Source organism: Vitreimonas sp., assembly GCF_035627415.1.
Lineage (GTDB): Bacteria > Pseudomonadota > Alphaproteobacteria > Caulobacterales > Aquidulcibacteraceae > Vitreimonas.
The window spans coordinates 125,136-144,519 of sequence record NZ_DASPLU010000004.1 but is presented as its reverse complement, the minus strand read 5'-3'; the positions used below and the strand labels follow the sequence as shown (position 1 = coordinate 144,519).

The window sequence follows — 19,384 nt, the reverse complement described above, 5'->3', positions numbered from 1 at the left end:
CACGGCCAGCATCGGACAGGTGCGCGTCATGCCGCGGCGCAGGCGATGGATGATGCGGCGCGCAAGGCGGTCGATATTGGCGAGCGCCTCGACGATGCGGGCGAAACGCTGCGCCAGGTTCGGATGCTTCAGCGCTTTGCGTAGCGCCGAGCCGAACACGGTGCGCCGATAATGGCCGCGGCGGATGCGGCGGGTGAAACCGGGCGCCGCATAGTTGCGCAGCGGTCGGACGTTGAGCCGGTGCATCAGCTGGTGGCCGCGGCCAATGATGAGCCAAGAGACGACGTAGGCGATGCGGTCGAGTTCGAGCCAGCGAAACCGCCGGCGGATGTGACGGCGGTCGACGCGCACAGCCTCGCCGAACAGCGTCGCGCCGACCCACGCGAGCGTCAGCCACGCCCAGGCGGCGAGCCGGGCGAGCTTTCGCTCTGCTGCTGGAGTGGATCGGATGAGTTTCATGCGCGGCATTCTACGCCCGCTCAAGCGCGGTCGGATTGAATCGCCCTCGCTTTCCGCGCGGGCGTTGATTGGATGAGGATTTCACCTGCGAATTGGGGGGATAGAAACCGCGCCTATCCGCGCATCCACTCCCGGAGCGCAGCGCCAAGTCCAGGCACAAACACCCATGACACACCAGCTCCCGCCGTCCTGCGCCAGTAACGCGAGCACCCGTGATTATGGATCCCGGCTCTTCGCTGCGCGAAGCCCCGGGAATGGGTGGCAGTGCGCTATGCTGACCGCCCGCAACGTTCGACCATCCACGCGAAGCGGGCTAGGCTGCGGCGCGTCTTGCTGGAGCGGAAATCATGTCGCCTCGCCCTGCCGCTGCCTCCGATCTTCGGCTGAACCGTCGCGAACACTTGTTCGCCTTTTTGCCGGCCTTCGCCGTGTTCGCGCTGCTGTCCGAAGCGGGCGCGCTGACCATCGCCGGTTCGCGGCGCACCATGGCGCCTGCGCGCTGGATCGACGCGCACGACGAGGTCGCGCGCGCGCTCGCAGGCGGCGAGATCACGCCGCTCATTTGGCAAGCCGAAGTCGAACGGCTGGCGCGCGAAGTCGACGTGGCGGAGCTGATGGCGACGGTGAACCGGGCGCGGCTTTCGCCGGCGCCGCGCGGCTCCCACAACGATCCGGCCAAGCGCTTCGTGCGCTTCCTCGATGACACGGGCGAGCCGCGCCGCCTCGCCTACGGCGCGGCGCTGTTCGACTTCCAGCCGCAGAACGTGATCACGCCGCACGGACACCGGCACATGGTGTCGGCGCATCTGGTCGTCGACGGCGCCTTCCGCGTGCGCAATTTCGACCGCATCGGCGACGAGGACGGCGCCATGGTGATCCGGCCAACGCGCGATTACGTGGCGCGCACGGGCGATATCTCCACCATGTCGAGCCAGCGCGACAACATCCATTGGTTCGTGCCACATGGGCGCGCGCCGGCGACGACGTTCGATGTCGTCATCTCCGATCTCGATCCCGGCCAGCCCTCCTACGACATCCGCGCCATCGACCCGCTCGGCGGCCGCGCCCGCGCCGACGGCGCCATCGTCGCGCCGATCATGAGCTTCCGCGACAGCGCCGCGCGCTACACGGCGGAGGTTTAGTCTGCCGAGAGGCCGGGGTCCGAGTTCGATAATGCAAGTACGCGTGGGCGCAGAAACCAGACGCCGATGACGAGACAGACCATCAACAAAAACGTACCGACCGCGCGGCGCTCCGACGCCTCCGCTTCGATCAGGGCCTTTGCAGCGACCCAATGGCATGCGCCGAACGACAACGCAGCCAGTATCACTAGAATGTCGATAGAGACCAGGTCGAAGAGCGTTTCCGGTGATTGCGTCCAGGTAGCTCCGGGAAGCACAAATCCGGCCAACACAGCCACTAAGGCGGCTACGCCAAACGTCCACCTTCCCCAAGATCGCTCAACGCCAGGACGACTGTGCACGGCAAGTCGATAGACACTCCACACCCAACAAAGCTGAGCGCCGACAGCCAAGGCGTTGACGGCCAAATAGCCTCGATCGTCTATCGCATATCGTCCGATCGCCCAAAGATAGAGCGTCGGGCTAAGAAGCAATACTGAAATTATCCCTGGCGCCGTTTGCGCGAACCTAGTCAACCGACGCTCCTCTTCGACAGATTGTGTCACGGCCCAACACAAACAAAAACCCCCGCTTTCGCGGGGGCAGGCCGTAGCCTTGAGGTGAATGGGTGGGAGAAGTGTTGCGGAGCTGGATCACCAGACGCCTTGGCCGACGCCGCCGTCCATCGTCATCGCGCCGTTGAACGTCGTCTCGGCGCGGGCGGCGCGGGTTTCGCTGTCGCGGATGCGGACAAGCTTGTCGCCGGGGCCGTGGCGGCGCAGCAGCGAACGCTCATTGCACGGACGGCGCGCGATCTGCGGGCGGCACTCGACGCGGCCGTTCTCGTACCAGAGCGCCTCGCCCTGCGCGCATTCGTACGATTGGTTGTCGACCGTGTAGCGCATGCGGGTGCCGGCCATACAGCGGAAGATCTCGCCGCTGAAATCCTCGGCGACATCGCGGCCGCCGAAGGTTTGCGACGCCGGGTGCGGATTGCCGTTGGCGTCGACGCAAATGGCCTGGATCAGCAGATCGCGCTCGCGGGCGACCGTTTCGGTGAACGCGCTCGATTCGGTGATCGCGAACGCGGCCGACGAAGCGGCGGCGCCGGCGTTCGATTCCACCACCATGTTCTGGCGGATGATGGTGTCGCCGGTGCGGACGTTGGCGATGGCGATCGCGGTGGCGCTGGCTTGCGCCTGAGCGCGGGCGCCGGCGTTCACCACGACGATGTTCGGCGGCGGCACGTGCGGCGGCGGCACGACGACCGTCGGCGGCCGGCAGCAATTGCTCGGCGGCGGAGGCGGCGGCGGATTGCAGCCGCCATGGCATGACGGCGGCGGCGCGCAGCCGTTCGCGCCGCACGCGGCCGCGTCGGTCGGCAAGAGGAAGAATCCGAGCGCAGCGACGCCGAACGCGATCGCGGCCAGGATGTACCGTGCTGGAACGGTCATGAGCCGTTTCTCCTGAAACTCGCCAGAGCCGGTGCAAGCGCGGGGCCACGCCTCGCCCGGCGCACGAGAACGGCCCTCGCCAGCACGGTTTTCCCTCGTTCCGCTTGGGCCCAAGGCTTGCGTGTGAAGCGGCGGCTACAAGACGGACGCGACCTTTAACGATGATGGGCGAGGAGACCTTCCATCCCGACACACGGGCCCTGCTCGCCTATGGGCGCGCGCTCGCCGGCGTTGGCGCCGCGCCGAGGAAGGGAGGCGCCGACCACGTGCTCGACCGCCTGTTCGTGATCCAGCGCATGAAGGACGGGCGTTTACCGATCCGCACCTTCGGCGCCGAATTGGTGAAGCTGTTCGGCCGCGACATGCGCGAGCACGACTTCGCCCGCTTCTTCCTCGCGCCCGATTTGGCGATGTTGCGCGCGTTGGTCGACGCAGGCATCGCGGCGGGCGAGCCGGCGATCGCACGGGTGACGGCGGAGACTGGGTGCGGGAAAATACTGGGCGCCGAGATCCTGCTGACGCCGCTTAAGGTCGACAACAGCATCGATGAGCGTTTCCTCGGCCTCTTCCAGCCGCTCGGCGGTGAGTCCTTCCTGAACGGGCGCCCTGTTCAGCTGATGCGGATCGGCTCGCTGCATCCGCCGGCGGCGAAGATGCCCAAGGGCATGCGCCTCGTCGTGGTGAACGACTAGTCCTCGCGCTTCAGCATCGCCTCGATCTGCACGAGCAATTTCTCGTGGTCGTAGGGCTTGGCGATGAAAGCCTTCACGTTCGGCAGCATCGCGCGCGCCTTGTCGAGCGCGGTCGGCAAACCCGAGGTGAGCATCACGACGGCGGGGACGTCGTTGTCCGCGAGCCATTGGGCGAGGCCGCTGCCATCGATCTCGCCCGGCATGGTGATGTCGGAAATGACGAGGTCGAACGGCACGCCGGCGAGCGCGAGTTTGCGCGCTTCGTCGGCGCTCGCAGCTTCGATCACGGCGAAGCCGCGGTCGCGCAAATCTTCAGCCAGCGTCAGGCGCAACAGCACTTCGTCCTCGACCACCAGCACGGTCTGGTTCTGGCGATCAGTGGAGCGCATCTGATTTTCTGCCGGGCTCATTCTCTCCCCGCTGCGCTGGAGCGGACGCTGCTTGCCCTAACAAAACCTTAGTTACAAGTCCTTGGCAGATCGCGGTTTTTGTTCCCTGCTCGAGGTTCCGCGCTATAATGCCGGAACTCAGTTGAAGGTCCAAGGTTGAGTCGCGCTCGCTGAGTATAGGCTTACCAGACTCCGACTATGCCGAAGGCGTCGAAACGTACCGTGCTTCTCGCAGACGACGACGTCATCGTTCGGATGGCGCTCGGCGAATACCTCCGCACTTGCGGTCTCAAAGTGCTCGAGGCGGCCAGCGGCAAGGAAGCGAAAGCGGTGCTGCAGTCCGGCATCGATGTCGACGTGGTGCTCAGCGATGCGCAACTTGCCGGCGAAGAGACCGGCTTTGCGCTGGCGCAATGGATCCGCCGCTACCGACCTACGGTTGAGGTGATCCTTACCAGCACGGTGCTCGGCAAGGCGCAGGCCGCAAGCGAGTTCTGCGCGCGGTTCCCCACCAAAGCGCCGTACGATTCCTCCGGCCTCGCCGCGCGCATCCGCGCGCTGGCGGCCGAGCGCAAGCGGCGCGCGCGGCCGCCGTCCTCGACCGACCCGGTTCCACGCAAGCGCCGCCGTCCTTAGACGGCGACGCGCTCGTCTTCGGCGATCGGCGCGTCCAGCGGCGCGAGCGGCGGCTTGCCGCGCAGAGCATCGGACATCTTCTCTGCGATCATGATAGTGGGCGCGTTGGTGTTGCCGCCGATCAAGGTCGGCATCACTGAAGCGTCGATGACGCGCAAGGAATCGATGCCGCGCACGCGGAGCTCTTCGTCGACCGGCGCCTTGTCGTCGACGCCCATGCGGCACGTGCCGACCGGGTGATAGATGGTTTCGGCGTTCTGGCGGATCCAGGCGTCGATTTCGGCATCGGTGCGCACGTGCTCGCCCGGGCGCATCTCGGCGCCGCGATAAAGCTTCAGCGCGTCCTGGCCGCAAATGTCGCGGACGACGCGCACGCTGTCGCGCATGGTGCGGCGGTCGACCTCTTCGGCGAGATAGCGCGGATCGATCAGCGGCTGATCGAACGGATTGCGCGAGGCGAGCGTGACCGTGCCGCGGCTCTCGGGCCGGAGCTGGCAGACGTGCACGGTGAAGCCGTCGCGGTCTGCCTTCACGCGCGCATGGTCCATCATCACGGCGTTGACCAAGTGGAGCTGAATGTCGGGGCGATCGAGCTCGCCGCGGGTTTTGAGGAAGGCGCCGGCGTGCAAATGATTGGTGCGGCCGTGACCCTGCTTGGCGAAGAGATATTGCAGGCCGATCATCGGCTGCTTCAGGCCTTTCGTCTTCGAATACATCGAGATGGGCTTGGTCATCTCGTAGATGATGCTGGCGTCGAGGTGGTCCTGCAGATTGCGGCCGACTTCCGGTGAATCGACTTCGACCGGCACGCCGAGCTTCTTCAGTTCGTCCGCGGGGCCGATGCCGGACAGAAGCAAGAGATGCGGCGACTGGAACGCGCCGCCGCAGACCAGCACTTCGCGCTTGGCGTAGACGCTCTGCACCGGCTTGCCGGGGCCGGCGGAGAATTCGACGCCGACGGCGGTCTTGCGCTCGATGATGATGCGGCCGGCATGGGCGTTGGAAATGACTTTGAGGTTCGGCCGCACGCCGACGATCGGCTGCAGATAGGCGGCCGATGCGCTCCAGCGTTCGCCGTCGCGGATGGTGAGATGATACGGGCCGACGCCTTCCTGCTGGCGGCCGTTGAAATCGCGCGTCGCCGGATAGCCGGCCTGTCTGCCGGCCTGGATGAAGGCCTTGTAGATCGGATCGCCGGGCGGCCCGCGCGACACCCAGAGCGGGCCGCCTTCGCCGTTCCATGCGTCCGCGCCGTCCTCGTGGTGCTGGGCGCGCTTGAAGTACGGCAGCACGTCGGCGTAGCCCCAGCCGGCGAGGCCCATCTGGCGCCAGTGATCGTAATCGCGCGCGTGGCCGCGGATGTAGATCATGCCGTTGATGGCGGATGAGCCGCCCCAGCCGCGGCCGCGCGGCTGATAGAGGCGCCGGCCGTCCATGAACGCCTGCGGCGTCGTTTCGAAGCCCCAATTGCTGACGCCCTTGGTGCTGATGAGATTGCCGACGCCGGCGGGCATGCGCACCAGCAACGAGTTGTTCTTGCCGCCCGCTTCCAGCAGCGCGACGGTGACGTTCGGGTCTTCGGTCAGCCGGTTGGCCAGGACACAGCCGGCGCTGCCGGCGCCGACGATGACGTAATCAAACCGCTCGCCGCTCTCGATCTCAGCCACGTTGCCCTCGGGTGTCAGGTGTCAGGCGTCAGTTAACAGCCATAAAGGGCGGCGGTCGAGGCTGCCGCACCGGCAATCTGGCGCCGGACGTCGACGCCCCGCGCCAAAGCTTAAGCGAACGTTTACGCTGAAGCGCGTATTAACGCTCGCATGAGCAATACCGCCGAGAAGATCGACTTCGCTGCCGCGGCCCGGCGGCTGACGGCCTCGCAGGTCGGCCTGCGCGAGCGCCGGCGCTTCCGCCGCATGCCGATCGAGGTGAACGGGCGCATGCTCGACACGCTCGGGCGCGAGCACGACTGCCGGACCGCCGACATTTCGCCCGGGGACGTCCGCATCGCGGCGCCGACCCTGCCGCGGGTCGGCGAGCGCGTCGTGCTGTATCTCGACGGCATCGGCCGCGTCTCCGGCAACGTCGCGCGCACGTGCGGCGAAGGGGAAGTGGCGATCATCTTCGACTTCACCGCGCACAAGCGCGAGAAGCTGGCCGAGCAGCTGACGCTCGCCGCGAACCGGAGCCTCGGCATCGAGGAGCCGGTGCGCGGGCCGATCCGCGACGGCGCGCAGACGGTCCGGCTCGCATTCGAGACCGGCGAATCTTACGACGGCGAGGTGCTCGATTTCTCGCTGGCCGGAATGACCATCCGCTCGCAGCGGCCGCCGCCGCTAATCGGCGTTTGGGTCCGCGCCGGCGCGGTCTACGGGCGCGTGGCGCGGCTGATCGAGGGCGGCTTCGCGATCGATTTCGCGCCGCAAAAGCCCACCGCTCCGCCGCCCTGATTAACGGCCTGCTCACCTAGGGTACGGGGTTTGCACTCCCTCCGTTTCGACGGCGGCGCCTGAAGCGCGGCCGTACCGAAACGGAGCAGCTGTGAGCGACGCCGCCATCCCCATGCAGACACCGGCCGCCGGCCAGTGGTGGGTGCAGGTGCGCGGCAAGGCGTACGGCCCCTACACGATGGAGCAGCTGACCGCGTTCGTGGCCGAAGGCCGCGTGCGCCCGGCGACGCCAGTCTCCAACTCGCCGGACGGCGCCTGGATCGAAGCGCGCAAGGTGATCGGCCTGACGCGCGCGCTCGAACCCGCCAACGACGCCGCCGAAGCCGCCAACGTGTTCGTGCACGCCGAGATCTTCTCCGGCAGCTGGAACAACTTCATGGCGGCGCTGACGAGCCTCGGCCATGTGTGCGATCTCTCGCCCGGCTTGTGGCTGGTGCGCACGCGCTTCTCGGCCGGCGTCATCCGCAACACGCTGTCGCAAACCTTGGAGCGCGGCGACCGCTTCGTGGTCGTCGACGCGACGCGCGACCGCCTCGCCTGGTTCAATCTCGGCCCGGAGACGGACGTGCGCATCCAGAAAGTCTGGAACGGCCCGCTGCGCGTCGAGGCGCGCTAGCTTATTCCGCCTTCGACCAAGCTCAGGCTGACGCTGGTGGACATTAGCGGTCGACGGCGGCTGCGAGGCGTTCATACGCGCGCAGAAAATCTTCCTTGAATTGCTGCACGACCGCGCCGGCCGAAAGCGGCGCGTTCATCAGGCCGACGCCCTGGCCGACCCAGTAGGTCGCGAGCTCTTGCGCGCCGGAATGGCCGCCTTCGCTGAGCTTGTCGATGAGGCGAAGCGGCGGTTCGGAAATGAAAGTCTGCAGCGGCATCGGCAGCGGCTTCGGCGCGGCTTCGCTCTCCCACGCGTCGGTCCACGGCGAGCGCAGCTGGCGCGACGGTTTACCGGTGCGCGAGCACGAACGGACGGTGTCGCGCGAGCTGGCGGCGAGCAGTTTCTGCTTCACCACCGGGCTCGTTTCCGACTCTGGCGTCGTCAGCCAGACCGAGCCGCACCAGGCGCCGGCCGCGCCCATCGCCATCGCCGCCGCCATCTGCGCGCCGGTGACGATGCCGCCGGCGGCGAGCACGGGCGTGTCGATGTTGGCGGCGCGCAGCGCTTCGACCACTTCCGGCACCAGCACCATGGTGGTGACTTCGCCGCAATGGCCGCCCGCCTCCGTGCCGGCGGCGATGACGATGTCGACGCCGGCGGCGGCTTGCGCGAGCGCGTGCTCCTTCGCCCCGACCAGCGCGGCGACGGCGACGCCGTGACGCTTGCCCATTTCCAGCATCAAAAGCGGCGGCACGCCGAGCGCGTTGGCGATGAGCTTGATTGGATGCTGGAACGCGATCTCGAGCGACGCGGCGCCGGAATCGGCGAGGTTGCGGGCAAAGCCCGCGCCGTTGCGACGCTCGGTCTCGAGCGAAGCTGCGTCGATGCCGTGGCGCGAGAGAATGTCCGCGGCGAACTCCTTGTGCGCGCGCGGCAGCGCTTCCACGAGCGCTTCGACGTTGCCGCCCGTCTGCGCTTCGTGCTTGTTCGGAACGATGAGGTCGACGCCATAGGGTTTGCCGCCGACATGCGCGTCGATCCAGTCGAGCTCCTGCTTCAGCCGTTCGGGCGAATAGCCGGCGACTCCCAGCACGCCCATGCCGCCCGCCTTCGACACCGCGACGACGACGTCGCGCGCGTGCGAGAAGGCGAACAGCGGAAACTCGATGCCGAGGCGTTTGCAGATCGGCGTGTTCATCATGGGGCCGCCCTTTCGGCCCCGAGCCTAGCGCGCCTGATCGGCTTCAGAAACTTCCGCAACGACAGGCCGAAGCTCCGCCGGCGCTTCGCCCTCCAGCAGCAGCGGATAGGGATTGACCGGGCTGCCGCGCCACCAGCGGCGGCCGTCCTTGCGATGCTGTATCTCGAAATGGAGGTGCGGGACGGGCGCGTTGCCGCTCATGCCGACATAGCCGATCACGTCGCCCTGACGCACTTCCTGACCCTCTTCGAGCCACGGCGCGCGCTCTTCCAGATGCGCGTAGTAGAACACCAGCCGCCCGCTGGCGTCGAATTGATAAATCGAAACGCCACCGCGCTCACTGTCGTGGAATTTGGCGATCTCGCCGTCGGCGGCGGCGAGCACCGGCGTGCCCGCTTCGGCCATGATGTCGATGCCGTGATGGCTGCGGCCTTCGCCGCGCGCGGCGCCGAACGTGTCGGTCAGCGCCGCTTGCGTGAGCCCTTCCACCGGCACCATGAGGCTCACTGGGAGCGTCCGCAGCGCCTCCGCTGAGAGGCGCGGCGACGCCTTGCGCATGGCGTAGGCGCGCAAGCGCGGCTTCGGTTCGAGCGACACAGGTTCCGCCGTCTCCGCCGCAGCCGGCGCCGCATCGGCGCGCGCGCGGCCGTCCACTTGCGTGATCAGCACGCCGAGTCCGAAGCACGCGACCGCTACGAACGGCGCGAACACTGTGCGCGGACGCTTCATCATACCGCTCGCCTTGCACGAACCATGCTGCAACTCACCCGTGTTCTCGCCGCCTCGCCGCCTCATAATGGCCCGCGCGCGCGGTTAACGAGAGCGCCTGCGAGGAGCCTTGGGCATGAACCGTCGGAACCTGTTGAAGCTCGCCGGCAGCGCTGTGCTTGTCGGCGGCAGCATCGGCGCGGCAGCGCTACTGCCTGCAAACGCTGCGTCGACGCAAGCGTCTTCTCCACCTGCGCCAGTTGCGCCAGTAACCGCGCCGCGCGAGGTGCGCCAGCTTTCGTTCATTAACACGCATACAGGCGAGAGATTCGCCGACGCCTATTGGGAAGCGGGGAACTATGTTCCCGACGCCATGGCGGCGATCAACCAGGTGATGCGCGATCACCGCACTGGCGAAGTGTACGCGATCGATCCGGCTTTGATGGATCAGCTGCACACGCTGAATGGGCTCGTCGAGGCGTCCGCGCCGTTCCAGATCATTTCCGGTTACCGCTCGCCGCGCACCAATGCGGCGCTGCGTTCGCACTCGAACGGCGTCGCCAGCCGCAGTCTGCACATGGACGGCAAGGCGATCGATATTCGCATCGGCGGCGTCGATCTCGCGCGGCTGCGCGACGCGGCGCTTGGCATGCGAGCGGGCGGCGTCGGCTATTATCAGGGCCCGGACTTCATCCACGTCGACACCGGCCGCGTGCGGCGCTGGTGAGCTGACGCGACCTGCGAGACCTATAAATCGAAGCGCATGAGCCAGATCGTCATTCCGGGCATCGCGTAGCGATGAACCGGAACCCAGGGGCCGCCGCACCGCCGCTTGCCCCTGGGTTCCGGGTTCTCAGCTTCGCTGAGCCCCGGAATGACGAAATGGATGTGCTTTCAGATCGAGACGCTCTAGCCGCGCGACGTCTCGCGCCGCACTTGCGCGCCGCCTTCGAGGAATTGCACCGGCACGCCTGCTTGCACGACGCTGGCGAGCTCCACGGCGTCCCAGTTCGTAAGCCGGATGCAGCCGTGCGATGAAGTCTTGCTGATCAGGGACGGGTTGGGCGTGCCGTGAATGCCGTAGCCGTCGCGGTTGAGCGCCATCCAGACGAGACCGACAGGATTGTTGGGGCCAGGCTTGATCTGGAATTCGCGGCCGCTGCTGTCGTTGAACGACGGCAATTCGTCGGCGTCGTAATTGTACGTCGGATCGAAGTGGACGCCGGTGATTTCGAGTTCGCCGCTCGGCGTGTTTCCGGCGCCGATCGTCACCGGATAGAACGCGAGCATGCGATCGCTCGCGTCGTAGGCGCGCAAGGTCAGCGCGTCCTTGTCGATCTCGATGCGCGCGACTTGGCCGCTCAGACCGCCGCCGGCATTGGCGACGACGATCTCGACGCCCGCGCGGGTGAAATCGACGCCGGGGTTCAGCGTGCGCAGCAGATCTTCGTCCATGTGGAATTTCTCGGCGACCGCCTCGGTGGCGTTTTCGTAGCCGAGATGCCGCAGCCGCGACTGCGCCTGCATGCTCTCCGGCACGTCGACAAACGGCCCGCTGATGTCAGCTTCGGTGAGGACATAGGCCACGAGCGCCTGGGCGCCGTCGGCTTCTTCGAGCTGGCGCAGCAGCGCGTCCGTCGCGCGGCCGTCCTCGGGCAGGCCGTTTGCGCGCTGATACGCGGCGACGGCCTTGCGCACGTTTTCGCCGTCGTGTCCGTCGATCACGCCGGGCGAGAAATGCGCGCGATCGAGCAGCGTCTGGATGCGCACCAGCCCGCCGTCATAGTCCGGCTCGGCCGGCTGCGCGGCGCCCGCCGCAGCGGCGGGTTCGGACGGTTCCGGCTGAACCAGCTGAGCGGGAATTTCCATGCTGAGCCGCGATGCGTTCACGCGCAGCATCTCGACGCGCGCCTGCTCACTCATCTCGACGACCGGCGCGCGCTCGGCCCGCGTCCGCGCCGACTGCTCCGAGCACGCCAGCACCATGAGCGGCGCAACGGCAAAGGCGATCAATCTCATGCGCTGTTCCCTGTCGATGCTCGCAAATTCAATCGACAAGGACTGCCTTCGTTCCCGTACGGTATCAGCTCCCGTAGCGGCTTGGCTTGAGATCGCGGCGGTAACGCTTCCAGTTCTCGACATAATGCGCGGCCGAAAATTGGATCACCTGCCGCTGCTGTTCTTCAAGCTTCCTCGCGACGCGCGCCGGCGCGCCGGTGATCAGCGAACCTTCTTCGAACGTCTTGCGCTCCGTCACCAATGCGTGCGCGCCGACGAGGCAGAAGCTCGGGATGGCCGCGTGATTGAGCACCGTCGCCTTGATGCCGACGAGCGAGGTGTCGGCGATGGTGCAGCCGTGCAGCATGACTTGATGGCCGATGGTGACGTCTCTGCCGATCGTCAGCGGCGCGCCCATGTCGGTGTGCAGCACGCTGCCGTCCTGCACGTTGGAGTTCTCGCCGACGACGATCGGCTCGTTGTCGCCGCGCAGCACGGCGCCGAACCAAACGCTGGCGTTCCGCTTCAGTACGATGCGGCCGATCAATACCGCCGTCGGCGCCACCCAATAGGCGCTCTCGTCCTCCACCTCGAGATCGGCGTCGGCCAGGGCGTAGATCGGCATTCGGGTCGCTCCTTGTGCGAAATGTTTGTGACGTTCCGCTTCCTCAATGCCTCGTTAACCGGTTCAGCGTCTCCTTTCACTATCGAACCTGAAATTCCAGGTTCACCCGTCTCCAGGGCGAAAGCCCGCTTGTGGGGGAGAGCGTGGGCAGACAGCGCAGCAAGAGCGCATCCGCCAAGACGCCAAACGGCGCATCCGCCGCCGACTCCCGCGACTCCACCGATTTCTTCGACCCACCGGCCGGCGGCAGAAGCCGCGCGGCCTCTTCGTACTCCCGAAAGGAGACCTCGATGGCGAAGCGGACGGCTAAGCGCAGGCACGCACAAGGCGCGCTCAATGTTCAGGAATTCGAGCGCGGCGACGATCGCCGTACGCGCAATCTGCAAGTGCTCGACGGCGGCTGGCAGCCGCCGGCCAACGATCTCAACCGAGCCCAAAGCTTCGTCAAAAACGTCCGGCCCAAATCCAAAGGCCAGTCGGCGCTACTGGAGGCGATCGACGCACACGCGCTCGTGCTTGCGCTGGGGCCCGCCGGCACCGGAAAAACCTATCTCGCCATCACCAAAGCGGTCGAAGCGCTGGAAAGCGGAAAAGTCGGCCGCATCGTGCTGTCGCGCCCTGCCGTCGAAGCGGGCGAATCGCTGGGCTTTCTCCCAGGCGCGATGGAAGACAAACTCGCGCCTTACCTGCGGCCGCTCTACGACGCGCTGCAGGACCGGCTCTCGCCGAAGCGCTTAAAGGCGCTGATGGCCGAAGGGCTGATCGAGATCGCGCCAGTCGGCTTCATGCGCGGGCGCACCTTGAACAACGCCTTCGTGGTGATCGACGAAGCGCAGAACTGCACCTACGGCCAGATCAAGATGCTGCTGACGCGGCTCGGCTGGAATTCGACCATGGTTGTCACCGGCGACCCGGCGCAGACCGATCTGCTGCCGGATCTCTCCGGGCTCTCCGCCGTCGCCGAGAAGCTGGACGAGTTGAAGAACGTCGCCGTGGTGCGCCTCGGCGAAGCCGACATCGTCCGCCACCCGCTGGTCGCTTCGATGTTGGGCGTCTTGTAACGCGCGTGGCCGCGCCGCTTCCTCAGCCTGCGCGGTTGGACTGTGTTGGACTTGACGAACGCGACTTCAGCCCCGGCGACGCGCCGGGGCTTTCTCTTTGGCCGTCGCACAAGCCGGGTATTGAGCGCGCGCCGTTTCGTGGAGGCTTTTTCCCGATGGGACGCTCGTGCTACATGTGCAGCATGAACGAGCCCAACACGCTCAACGAAGATTTTCGCAGCCTCTACCGTCGCGCATTCGCGGAGTTCGGCAGCTTGGCGCTTTGGAACAGCCGACAGCTTCCCGAGCCCAGCCCCGCTGATGCGCTGGCGGTTGCGCGCGCCCTTCGCGTCGAAGGCAATCTCGCCGCGCGCGCGTTGGCCGAGCAGATCGAAGCCGCGTGTCGTGCCGCTCACTAGAGGGCAAATCGCAGCTCTGGAGGTGATCGCGGCGGGACGCGATCCCGAAAGCTATGTTGCAGGCTCCACGCCGCTCAATCGCCACCAGACCCGCTATTCCGCCGACATCGATATCTTTCACGATCGAGAGGAGCGTGTGCGGGAGGCCGCCGACGAGGACGCGGCGCGGTTGGCGTCTGCCGGGTTCTCGCTCAATTGGCAGCGCCGCAATGGCGTGCACACTCTCTTAGCCGAGCGGAACGGTGAAGCGGTCAAGCTCGAATGGGTCGCTGACAGCGATTTCCGATTTTTCCCGACGACGCCGGACCTTCAGTTCGGCTACGTTCTTCACCCGGTCGATCTCGCCGCCAACAAGGCGCAGGCCGCAGCCAACCGCCGCGAATTGCGCGATCTCGTGGACTTGGTTGCGATTCACGAATCGATCTTGCCTTTAGGCGCTGTGATGTGGGCGGCCGTCGAGAAGTCGCCGGGCTATACGCCGGAAGGCTTGATCGCCGAGATACGCCGGAATTCGATGCACCCGGCTGAGGAGTGGCGCCGGCTCATCACCAGCGAGCCTGTCGATCCCGCGGCGACGATGGCGAAATTGCGCGCCGCGCTGGACGAGGCGGAAGCCTTCGTCAGGCAGATGCCAACCGACAAAGCCGGTCTTCTCTTCATCGAAGCCGGCCGCGTCGTGCAGCCTGATCCCTTCCAACTCGACCGCTACGTGACGCACGCCGGGAAACGCCGCGGGCATTGGCCGTCCAGCCCCGAAATCGCGGCGGCGATGATGGAGCGGTACAAGCAGCCGGGCTAGACGCTAATCCTCGCCGTCGAGGTCGATGTCCAGAATCGACATGGTGAGCACTTGCCCCTCGTCCTCGTCGACCGAAACCGTGCCGACGAATTCGTCATGCACATAGACTTCGGCGCTATCGGTCTTGCGCGGGCGGGCGCGGACGTCGAGGTCGGCGGCGTGCAGCAGCTGGCGCAGCGCGCCCTGGAGACGCGCGCGTTCGGCGTCGTCGATCGGCGCGTTCTTCTTGGCGCCCGGGGCCGGCGGCACCGCGAGGCTGATGGAATAGGAAAGCTCGCCTTCCTCTTCGTCGCGCAGCAAGTCGGCGACGCGCTTGCCGTCGACCAGCACGTCGGCCTCGTCGGCGCTCTTGGAAACCACCGACACGGTCGGCGAGCCCAGCAATTTGCTCAGATAGGCGCCGAGGCGCGTGCATTCGGCTGCGTTCAAGTGCCGTCTCCTTGGACGGGGGAACGTCGGCTTTCGGGCTGGCGAGGTCAAGCGCCTCCCGCGCCGGAACCTAGTCGAAATCCCAGTGCGTGGCCTGGCGGCGCAGGTGGCGGCCGAACAGGAAGCAGACCGCCGCGACGCCGGCGAACGAGCCCATCACGGCGAGATAGTCGTACATGCCGCCGGCGAGCGCGCTCTCAACCGTCATCGGCGTGTAGGCGGCGATGATCGCGACGACGACGCCGAGCGCCGCGCCGGTCTTGATGAAGACGTCGCCGAAGAAATAGTTGCGGTCGATCTCGCCGCGCGGGCGGCGCTCGGGCTTGGCGGCGGAGGCTTTGCGTTTGGCCATGAGGCGCAGCGTAACCGGATTCGGTTTGGCGCGCCGCCTAGGCGCGTCCATCGTTCGGATGGCGTAACGAACGCGCGCCCGCGCCAAGCGCACCGCCACCAGCGCGGGAGACGGACGCCTCACGCCGCAGCCGAAGACGGCGACGCGGTCACGGCGACTCGCGATCCGGCTGCTGGCCGCTCACGTCCCGCGCACGCACCAAAACGAAGTCTTCGGTGACGCGGCCGTTCGAGAGCACGCCGACGATGCGCTCGCCATTGGCTTCGATGCGGCCGGCGAACTGCACGTCCGGCTCGAAGTCCCGATCGGGATAGGTCCCGCGCAGCTCGATCCGATCGCCCCAGACGCGCCCCTCCCAATCGATCGCGTATTGATCGAAGCCGCGGCAGCCGGCGCAGAGATTGATATGGCCGCCGCCGACCACACGCCCCTCATGCACGTCCAAGTCCGCAAGCAGATAATCGGCAATGGAGGTGGCGCCGCCAACCTCTTCGCCACGCCAGGCGCCGGCGATGTCATGGTTGTCCTTCGCCGCGGCGCCGGGCGCGCATGCGAGCGTGAACGCCAACGCGGCCGGGATCGCGCGCATCAGAGCCACCACTTCGCCGCCTTGGCGCGGAAATTCGCCGCGCGCTCGAGTTCGGCGCTCACGGCGAAGACGCTTTCTTCGTCGAGCGCCTTGCCGATCACTTGGAGGCCAAGCGGCAGGCCCTGCTTGTCGGTCGCCGCCGGCAGCGCGAGCGCCGGCAGGCCGGCGAGATTGGCCGTCACCGTGAAGATGTCGTTCAAATACATCGCCACCGGATCATCGCCCTTTTCGCCCAGCGCGAACGCGGCCGACGGCGTCGCCGGCGTGAGGATCGCATCGACTTGCGTGAACGCGTCGCGGAAATCCTCGGCGATGCGCTGACGCACCTTCTGCGCGCGCAAATAATAAGCGTCGTAATAGCCGGCGCTGAGCACGTAGGTGCCGATCAGGATGCGGCGCTGCACTTCGGCACCGAAGCCGGAGGCGCGCGTGTTCTCGTAGGTGGCGTTGAGATCGCGGCCGCCGACGCGCGCGCCGAAACGCATGCCGTCATAGCGGGCGAGGTTGGACGACGCTTCCGCCGGCGCGACGATGTAGTACGTCGGCAGTGCGTACTTGGTATGCTTCAGCGAAATCGGCACGATCTCGGCGCCTGCCGCCTTCATCCATTCGATGCCTTGCTGCCAGAGCGCCTCGATCTCGGCCGGCATGCCGTCGACGCGATATTCTTCCGGCACGCCGATCTTCATGCCCTTGATCGAGCGCTTGGTGGCGGCGCGGAAATCCGGCAGTGGGTTCGGCAGCGAGGTGGAATCCTTCGGATCGTGCCCAGCCATGGATTGCAGCAGGATGGCGGAATCTTCGACCGTCTTGGCGATCGGCCCGGCCTGATCTAGCGACGACGCGAACGCGACGATGCCCCAGCGCGAACAGCGGCCGTAAGTCGGCTTGATGCCGACGGTGCCGGTGAAAGCCGCCGGCTGGCGGATCGAGCCGCCGGTGTCGGTGGCGGTGGCGCCGAGGCAGAGATCGGCCGAGACCGCCGCGGCGCTGCCGCCTGAAGAGCCGCCCGGCGTCAGCTTCGCGTCTTCGTTGCCGCGCCGCCAAGGCGACACCACTGGGCCGAAGTGCGACGTCTCGTTGGACGAGCCCATCGCGAACTCGTCCATGTTGAGCTTGCCCAACATCACCGCGCCGTCGCGGAAGAGATTGGCGCTGACCGTGCTTTCATAGGTCGGCGTGAATTCGCCGAGGATGCCGGAGCACGCCGTCGAGCGTACGCCTTCGGTGCAGAAGAGATCCTTGATCCCGAGCGGCGCGCCTTCGAGCGGGCCGGCTTTGCCTTGCGCGCGCTTTTCGTCCGACGCTTTCGCCCGCACGCGCGCCAGTTCGGGCGTCGTCACGACATAGGCGTTGAGATGCGGGTTCGCCTTCTCGATCGCGTCGATGAAGGCGTCGGTGATTTCGGCGGAGGAGAATTGCTTCTTCTCCATGCCGTCGAGGGCTTCGGCGAGGGTAAGTGCTGTCAGGTCAGTCATCGGTTCACTTGCAGAAACAAACAAAGAGCACCGTCATCCCGGCCGGAGGCGCGCAGCGCCGTAGAGCCGGGACCCAGGGCAACCGGCACGTCGCTTGCCCCTGGGTCCCGGATCGCACTTCGCGCGTCCGGGATGACGGAGTGAAGAGGTCACGAGGTGAGAGCCTTTGCGTAGAACGCCGTCCACGGGCTCGGCGGATAATCGAGCACGGGCTCGCATGGGGTGAGCCCGCCGCGTTCGTAGACGCGCTTGGCGGCGTCGAAATTGGCGCCGGTCTCGAGCACGAGACGGACTAGCCCCTCTTCGCGCGCGAGCGCTTCGATGTGCGCGAGGATCGCACCGCCTAGCCCAAGCCCGCGCGCCTCCGGCTTCACGAACATGCGCTTCACTTCGCCCGCGCCGTTCGGATGCCGCCGCAGCGCGCCCATGCCGAGCGGCGCGCCGTTCGCATCGCGCGCGACGAACAGCGTCGTGTCCGGCTGCGCCATCTGCTCGACCGTCATGTGATGGCGATACTCGGCGGGCGTCAGATCGTAGGTGAACGCGTTCAGCGCCTGCACCAGCGCGCGCACGTCGTCCGAGAGCGGCGTTTCGGTGGCGATGGTGAACGTCATGCGGGCGAGGCGTCGGCCGCGCCGATGGTGTAACCGTCCTCCGGCCGCACCCAAATCGCGCGATCGGCCAATTCCGGCTGCACGACACCGTCGAAGTAGATCGCGACGGCAGCCCCATCGCCATCCGCCGTATAACGCGAACAGATCTCAGTCACCCCGGCGAGCGCCTTCCAGAAGGCGGCGCGGATCGATTGCGCCACATCCTCCGGCGCAGGCTGGCCGTCGATCGTGATCCGGGCCGCGTCAATGGTGGACCTCAGCACCCGTTCGCACAGCATGCCGTCGCGCACGTACAGCGTGCTCGTGCCGTACATGATGACGGTCGGATCGTTTTGGATGTGCACTGCAGCGTCGTTTGCGATCTCCCCGCCCTCGAGAACGCGGTAGTTGGAAATCGCAGCACAGGTGCGAGCCACCCTGTCCGGCCCCAGGCATTCAATCACGCCCTCTCTCGCGCGTGCGACCGGATCGATGGTCTGGGCATGTGCAGCGCCAGACGCCGCGAGAATCAGAGAAGCCGCGAGAACCAGCGAACGCATGTCCTACTCCACCACCTTCGGCACGACGAAGAAGCCATCTTCCGCCTTCGGCGCGTTCTTCAGCACGCGCTCTGGATCGGCGCCGTCCGTCACCACGTCTTCGCGCATCGGCAGAGCGAGGCCCTCGACGGCGCTGGTCATCGGCTCGACGCCTTCGACGTCGACCTCGTTCAGCTGCTCGATCCAGGCCATGATGCCGTTGAGCTCCTTGGCCATGGGCGCGACGCGCTCTTCCGGCAGCGCCAGGCGTGCGAGCTTCGCCACCTTGCGGACGGTTTTTTCATCGATGGACATGCGGCCGGGCTACCAGCGCCCGCCTGCCCGTTCAAGGCCTCCCAAGGGCGGAGGCGGCGGCGACGGCGCAGAGCGCCAGGAAAGTCGCTACCGCGCTGCCCGCGTGACCGTATTCCCAGTTGGTCCGCAGCGTCCGCCAGTTCTCGGGCGCCACGGTCCAGTTCTGGGTCGCCGAGTTTCCCGGCATCACCCAGATGAAGAAGATCACCAGCGACAGCGCCGTAAGGGCGAACCCTGCTGACGCCAGCCAGAATGCCGCGCCCCCACCGCGCAGCATGATCGCCAGCGCCAGCGTGAACGCCAACGAGCCGAGGTAGGACCAGCCGAGCAGGTCCCAGCGCCGGTAGACGGCCTGTGCGACGTAGTAATCGGATTGGTTCATGCCGATCTTGTTGGACAGCGAGAACAGGTGCGCGGCGGGCCCGACAAAGGTCAGCGCCGCAAACAGGATCGCGAAAAAGGTGACGAGCTTAACGGCCATGCGCGCCTCACTGCGGCGCCAA

26 protein-coding genes are annotated in these 19,384 nt (G+C 66.7%); 9 read left to right on the top strand and 17 right to left on the bottom strand.

Features of this window, described 5'->3' with window-relative positions:
* Positions 1 to 459 (bottom strand): hypothetical protein (locus VEA80_RS01940; protein ID WP_325059001.1); only part of this gene is annotated, 459 nt, incomplete at its 3' end.
* Positions 460 to 806: 347 nt separating this feature from the next.
* On the opposite strand from VEA80_RS01940, the gene VEA80_RS01935 reads away from it, so the two are divergent.
* On the top strand, positions 807 to 1,601 hold the full coding sequence (locus tag VEA80_RS01935) for a hypothetical protein (protein ID WP_325059000.1): 795 nt from the start codon (positions 807 to 809) through the stop codon (positions 1,599 to 1,601).
* Here VEA80_RS01935 and VEA80_RS01930 read toward each other — a convergent pair.
* Both VEA80_RS01930 and VEA80_RS01925 read right to left on the bottom strand, forming a co-directional pair.
* Positions 1,598 to 2,116 carry a hypothetical protein gene (locus VEA80_RS01930; RefSeq protein WP_325058999.1) on the bottom strand — a complete coding sequence of 173 codons (519 nt, stop codon included), beginning with the start codon at positions 2,114 to 2,116 and terminating at the stop codon, positions 1,598 to 1,600. The two genes, VEA80_RS01935 and VEA80_RS01930, sit on opposite strands and share 4 nt — an antisense overlap.
* Before the next feature lie 117 nt (positions 2,117 to 2,233).
* Positions 2,234 to 3,034 carry a hypothetical protein gene (locus VEA80_RS01925; protein ID WP_325058998.1) on the bottom strand — a complete coding sequence of 267 codons (801 nt, stop codon included), beginning with the start codon at positions 3,032 to 3,034 and terminating at the stop codon, positions 2,234 to 2,236.
* Positions 3,035 to 3,195: 161 nt separating this feature from the next.
* Here VEA80_RS01925 and VEA80_RS01920 point away from each other — a divergent pair, with 161 nt between their 5' ends.
* Entirely contained in the window at positions 3,196 to 3,726 is a 531-nt protein-coding gene (locus VEA80_RS01920; RefSeq protein ID WP_325058997.1) for a PAS domain-containing protein, read from the top strand.
* On the opposite strand, the gene VEA80_RS01915 is transcribed toward VEA80_RS01920, so the two are convergent.
* Positions 3,723 to 4,136: a response regulator gene (locus VEA80_RS01915; RefSeq protein ID WP_325058996.1), complete on the bottom strand. Its 414-nt coding sequence runs from the start codon at positions 4,134 to 4,136 to the stop codon at positions 3,723 to 3,725. The two genes, VEA80_RS01920 and VEA80_RS01915, sit on opposite strands and share 4 nt — an antisense overlap.
* A 201-nt stretch (positions 4,137 to 4,337) precedes the next feature.
* On the opposite strand from VEA80_RS01915, the gene VEA80_RS01910 reads away from it, so the two are divergent.
* On the top strand, positions 4,338 to 4,751 hold the full coding sequence (locus VEA80_RS01910) for a response regulator (RefSeq protein WP_325058995.1): 414 nt from the start codon (positions 4,338 to 4,340) through the stop codon (positions 4,749 to 4,751).
* On the opposite strand, the gene VEA80_RS01905 is transcribed toward VEA80_RS01910, so the two are convergent.
* Positions 4,748 to 6,418 carry a choline dehydrogenase gene (locus tag VEA80_RS01905; protein ID WP_325058994.1) on the bottom strand — a complete coding sequence of 557 codons (1,671 nt, stop codon included), beginning with the start codon at positions 6,416 to 6,418 and terminating at the stop codon, positions 4,748 to 4,750. The genes VEA80_RS01910 and VEA80_RS01905 overlap by 4 nt on opposite strands.
* Positions 6,419 to 6,568: 150 nt before the next feature.
* On the opposite strand from VEA80_RS01905, the gene VEA80_RS01900 reads away from it, so the two are divergent.
* Both VEA80_RS01900 and VEA80_RS01895 read left to right on the top strand, forming a co-directional pair.
* Positions 6,569 to 7,198 carry a PilZ domain-containing protein gene (locus tag VEA80_RS01900; protein WP_325058993.1) on the top strand — a complete coding sequence of 210 codons (630 nt, stop codon included), beginning with the start codon at positions 6,569 to 6,571 and terminating at the stop codon, positions 7,196 to 7,198.
* A 91-nt stretch (positions 7,199 to 7,289) separates the two neighbouring features.
* A complete protein-coding gene (locus tag VEA80_RS01895) occupies positions 7,290 to 7,814 on the top strand; it encodes a DUF4339 domain-containing protein (RefSeq protein ID WP_325058992.1) in 525 nt (174 codons plus the stop codon).
* A gap of 43 nt (positions 7,815 to 7,857) precedes the next feature.
* On the opposite strand, the gene VEA80_RS01890 is transcribed toward VEA80_RS01895, so the two are convergent.
* On the bottom strand, positions 7,858 to 8,994 hold the full coding sequence (locus VEA80_RS01890) for an NAD(P)H-dependent flavin oxidoreductase (RefSeq protein ID WP_349257192.1): 1,137 nt from the start codon (positions 8,992 to 8,994) through the stop codon (positions 7,858 to 7,860).
* A 27-nt stretch (positions 8,995 to 9,021) separates the two neighbouring features.
* A complete protein-coding gene (locus tag VEA80_RS01885) occupies positions 9,022 to 9,729 on the bottom strand; it encodes a M23 family metallopeptidase (protein ID WP_325058990.1) in 708 nt (235 codons plus the stop codon).
* A gap of 112 nt (positions 9,730 to 9,841) precedes the next feature.
* Between VEA80_RS01885 and VEA80_RS01880 the strand changes: the two genes are divergently transcribed.
* A complete protein-coding gene (locus tag VEA80_RS01880) occupies positions 9,842 to 10,432 on the top strand; it encodes a DUF882 domain-containing protein (protein ID WP_325058989.1) in 591 nt (196 codons plus the stop codon).
* A 182-nt stretch (positions 10,433 to 10,614) separates the two neighbouring features.
* Here VEA80_RS01880 and VEA80_RS01875 read toward each other — a convergent pair whose 3' ends face one another.
* Both VEA80_RS01875 and VEA80_RS01870 read right to left on the bottom strand, forming a co-directional pair.
* The gene (locus tag VEA80_RS01875) at positions 10,615 to 11,724 is read right to left on the bottom strand and encodes a L,D-transpeptidase (protein WP_325058988.1); all 1,110 of its coding nucleotides are present in this window, start codon (positions 11,722 to 11,724) and stop codon (positions 10,615 to 10,617) included.
* Between the two features lie 64 nt (positions 11,725 to 11,788).
* On the bottom strand, positions 11,789 to 12,328 hold the full coding sequence (locus tag VEA80_RS01870) for a gamma carbonic anhydrase family protein (RefSeq protein ID WP_325058987.1): 540 nt from the start codon (positions 12,326 to 12,328) through the stop codon (positions 11,789 to 11,791).
* Between the two features lie 290 nt (positions 12,329 to 12,618).
* Here VEA80_RS01870 and VEA80_RS01865 point away from each other — a divergent pair, with 290 nt between their 5' ends.
* The 3 genes from VEA80_RS01865 to VEA80_RS01855 are packed head-to-tail and all read left to right on the top strand — an operon-like array spanning position 12,619 to position 14,586.
* Positions 12,619 to 13,389, top strand: a complete 771-nt coding sequence (locus tag VEA80_RS01865; RefSeq protein ID WP_325058986.1) for a PhoH family protein — start codon at positions 12,619 to 12,621, stop codon at positions 13,387 to 13,389.
* Positions 13,390 to 13,394: 5 nt separating this feature from the next.
* A complete protein-coding gene (locus VEA80_RS01860) occupies positions 13,395 to 13,787 on the top strand; it encodes a hypothetical protein (protein ID WP_325058985.1) in 393 nt (130 codons plus the stop codon).
* Entirely contained in the window at positions 13,774 to 14,586 is an 813-nt protein-coding gene (locus VEA80_RS01855; RefSeq protein WP_325058984.1) for a nucleotidyl transferase AbiEii/AbiGii toxin family protein, read from the top strand. Before VEA80_RS01860 ends, VEA80_RS01855 begins: the two co-directional genes overlap by 14 nt.
* Positions 14,587 to 14,589: 3 nt before the next feature.
* On the opposite strand, the gene VEA80_RS20515 is transcribed toward VEA80_RS01855, so the two are convergent.
* The 8 genes from VEA80_RS20515 to VEA80_RS01815 all read right to left on the bottom strand — a co-directional run bounded on the left by VEA80_RS20515 (position 14,590) and on the right by VEA80_RS01815 (position 19,362).
* A complete protein-coding gene (locus VEA80_RS20515) occupies positions 14,590 to 15,015 on the bottom strand; it encodes a DUF3126 family protein (protein ID WP_325058983.1) in 426 nt (141 codons plus the stop codon).
* A gap of 70 nt (positions 15,016 to 15,085) precedes the next feature.
* Entirely contained in the window at positions 15,086 to 15,367 is a 282-nt protein-coding gene (locus VEA80_RS01845) for a hypothetical protein (RefSeq protein ID WP_325058982.1), read from the bottom strand.
* Positions 15,368 to 15,515: 148 nt separating this feature from the next.
* Positions 15,516 to 15,956, bottom strand: coding sequence for a hypothetical protein (locus VEA80_RS01840; protein WP_325058981.1), 441 nt, complete (start codon positions 15,954 to 15,956; stop codon positions 15,516 to 15,518).
* Complete coding sequence (gene gatA, locus VEA80_RS01835) at positions 15,956 to 17,434, bottom strand: Asp-tRNA(Asn)/Glu-tRNA(Gln) amidotransferase subunit GatA (RefSeq protein ID WP_325058980.1); 1,479 nt, start codon at positions 17,432 to 17,434, stop codon at positions 15,956 to 15,958. Before gatA ends, VEA80_RS01840 begins: the two co-directional genes overlap by 1 nt.
* Before the next feature lie 149 nt (positions 17,435 to 17,583).
* Entirely contained in the window at positions 17,584 to 18,048 is a 465-nt protein-coding gene (locus VEA80_RS01830; protein ID WP_325058978.1) for a GNAT family N-acetyltransferase, read from the bottom strand.
* Positions 18,045 to 18,587, bottom strand: coding sequence for a hypothetical protein (locus tag VEA80_RS01825; RefSeq protein ID WP_325058977.1), 543 nt, complete (start codon positions 18,585 to 18,587; stop codon positions 18,045 to 18,047). Before VEA80_RS01825 ends, VEA80_RS01830 begins: the two co-directional genes overlap by 4 nt.
* A gap of 3 nt (positions 18,588 to 18,590) precedes the next feature.
* Complete coding sequence (gene gatC, locus VEA80_RS01820; protein WP_325058976.1) at positions 18,591 to 18,881, bottom strand: Asp-tRNA(Asn)/Glu-tRNA(Gln) amidotransferase subunit GatC; 291 nt, start codon at positions 18,879 to 18,881, stop codon at positions 18,591 to 18,593.
* A gap of 31 nt (positions 18,882 to 18,912) precedes the next feature.
* Positions 18,913 to 19,362, bottom strand: a complete 450-nt coding sequence (locus VEA80_RS01815; protein WP_325058975.1) for a hypothetical protein — start codon at positions 19,360 to 19,362, stop codon at positions 18,913 to 18,915.
* Positions 19,363 to 19,384 lie beyond the last annotated feature (22 nt).

What these genes read in the sequence shown, in the direction of transcription:
- VEA80_RS01935 (WP_325059000.1), top strand. Translation starts at nt 807, where the DNA reads ATGTCGCCTCGCCCTGCCGCTGCCTCCGATCTTCGGCTGAACCGTCGC.
- VEA80_RS01925 (WP_325058998.1), bottom strand. Translation starts at nt 3,034, where the DNA reads ATGACCGTTCCAGCACGGTACATCCTGGCCGCGATCGCGTTCGGCGTC.
- VEA80_RS01920 (WP_325058997.1), top strand. Translation starts at nt 3,196, where the DNA reads ATGATGGGCGAGGAGACCTTCCATCCCGACACACGGGCCCTGCTCGCC.
- VEA80_RS01915 (WP_325058996.1), bottom strand. Translation starts at nt 4,136, where the DNA reads ATGAGCCCGGCAGAAAATCAGATGCGCTCCACTGATCGCCAGAACCAG.
- VEA80_RS01900 (WP_325058993.1), top strand. Translation starts at nt 6,569, where the DNA reads ATGAGCAATACCGCCGAGAAGATCGACTTCGCTGCCGCGGCCCGGCGG.
- VEA80_RS01890 (WP_349257192.1), bottom strand. Translation starts at nt 8,994, where the DNA reads ATGAACACGCCGATCTGCAAACGCCTCGGCATCGAGTTTCCGCTGTTC.
- VEA80_RS01885 (WP_325058990.1), bottom strand. Translation starts at nt 9,729, where the DNA reads ATGATGAAGCGTCCGCGCACAGTGTTCGCGCCGTTCGTAGCGGTCGCG.
- VEA80_RS01880 (WP_325058989.1), top strand. Translation starts at nt 9,842, where the DNA reads ATGAACCGTCGGAACCTGTTGAAGCTCGCCGGCAGCGCTGTGCTTGTC.
- VEA80_RS01875 (WP_325058988.1), bottom strand. Translation starts at nt 11,724, where the DNA reads ATGAGATTGATCGCCTTTGCCGTTGCGCCGCTCATGGTGCTGGCGTGC.
- VEA80_RS01870 (WP_325058987.1), bottom strand. Translation starts at nt 12,328, where the DNA reads ATGCCGATCTACGCCCTGGCCGACGCCGATCTCGAGGTGGAGGACGAG.
- VEA80_RS01865 (WP_325058986.1), top strand. Translation starts at nt 12,619, where the DNA reads ATGGCGAAGCGGACGGCTAAGCGCAGGCACGCACAAGGCGCGCTCAAT.
- VEA80_RS01845 (WP_325058982.1), bottom strand. Translation starts at nt 15,367, where the DNA reads ATGGCCAAACGCAAAGCCTCCGCCGCCAAGCCCGAGCGCCGCCCGCGC.
- VEA80_RS01840 (WP_325058981.1), bottom strand. Translation starts at nt 15,956, where the DNA reads ATGCGCGCGATCCCGGCCGCGTTGGCGTTCACGCTCGCATGCGCGCCC.
- gatA (WP_325058980.1), bottom strand. Translation starts at nt 17,434, where the DNA reads ATGACTGACCTGACAGCACTTACCCTCGCCGAAGCCCTCGACGGCATG.
- VEA80_RS01830 (WP_325058978.1), bottom strand. Translation starts at nt 18,048, where the DNA reads ATGACGTTCACCATCGCCACCGAAACGCCGCTCTCGGACGACGTGCGC.
- VEA80_RS01825 (WP_325058977.1), bottom strand. Translation starts at nt 18,587, where the DNA reads ATGCGTTCGCTGGTTCTCGCGGCTTCTCTGATTCTCGCGGCGTCTGGC.
- gatC (WP_325058976.1), bottom strand. Translation starts at nt 18,881, where the DNA reads ATGTCCATCGATGAAAAAACCGTCCGCAAGGTGGCGAAGCTCGCACGC.
- VEA80_RS01815 (WP_325058975.1), bottom strand. Translation starts at nt 19,362, where the DNA reads ATGGCCGTTAAGCTCGTCACCTTTTTCGCGATCCTGTTTGCGGCGCTG.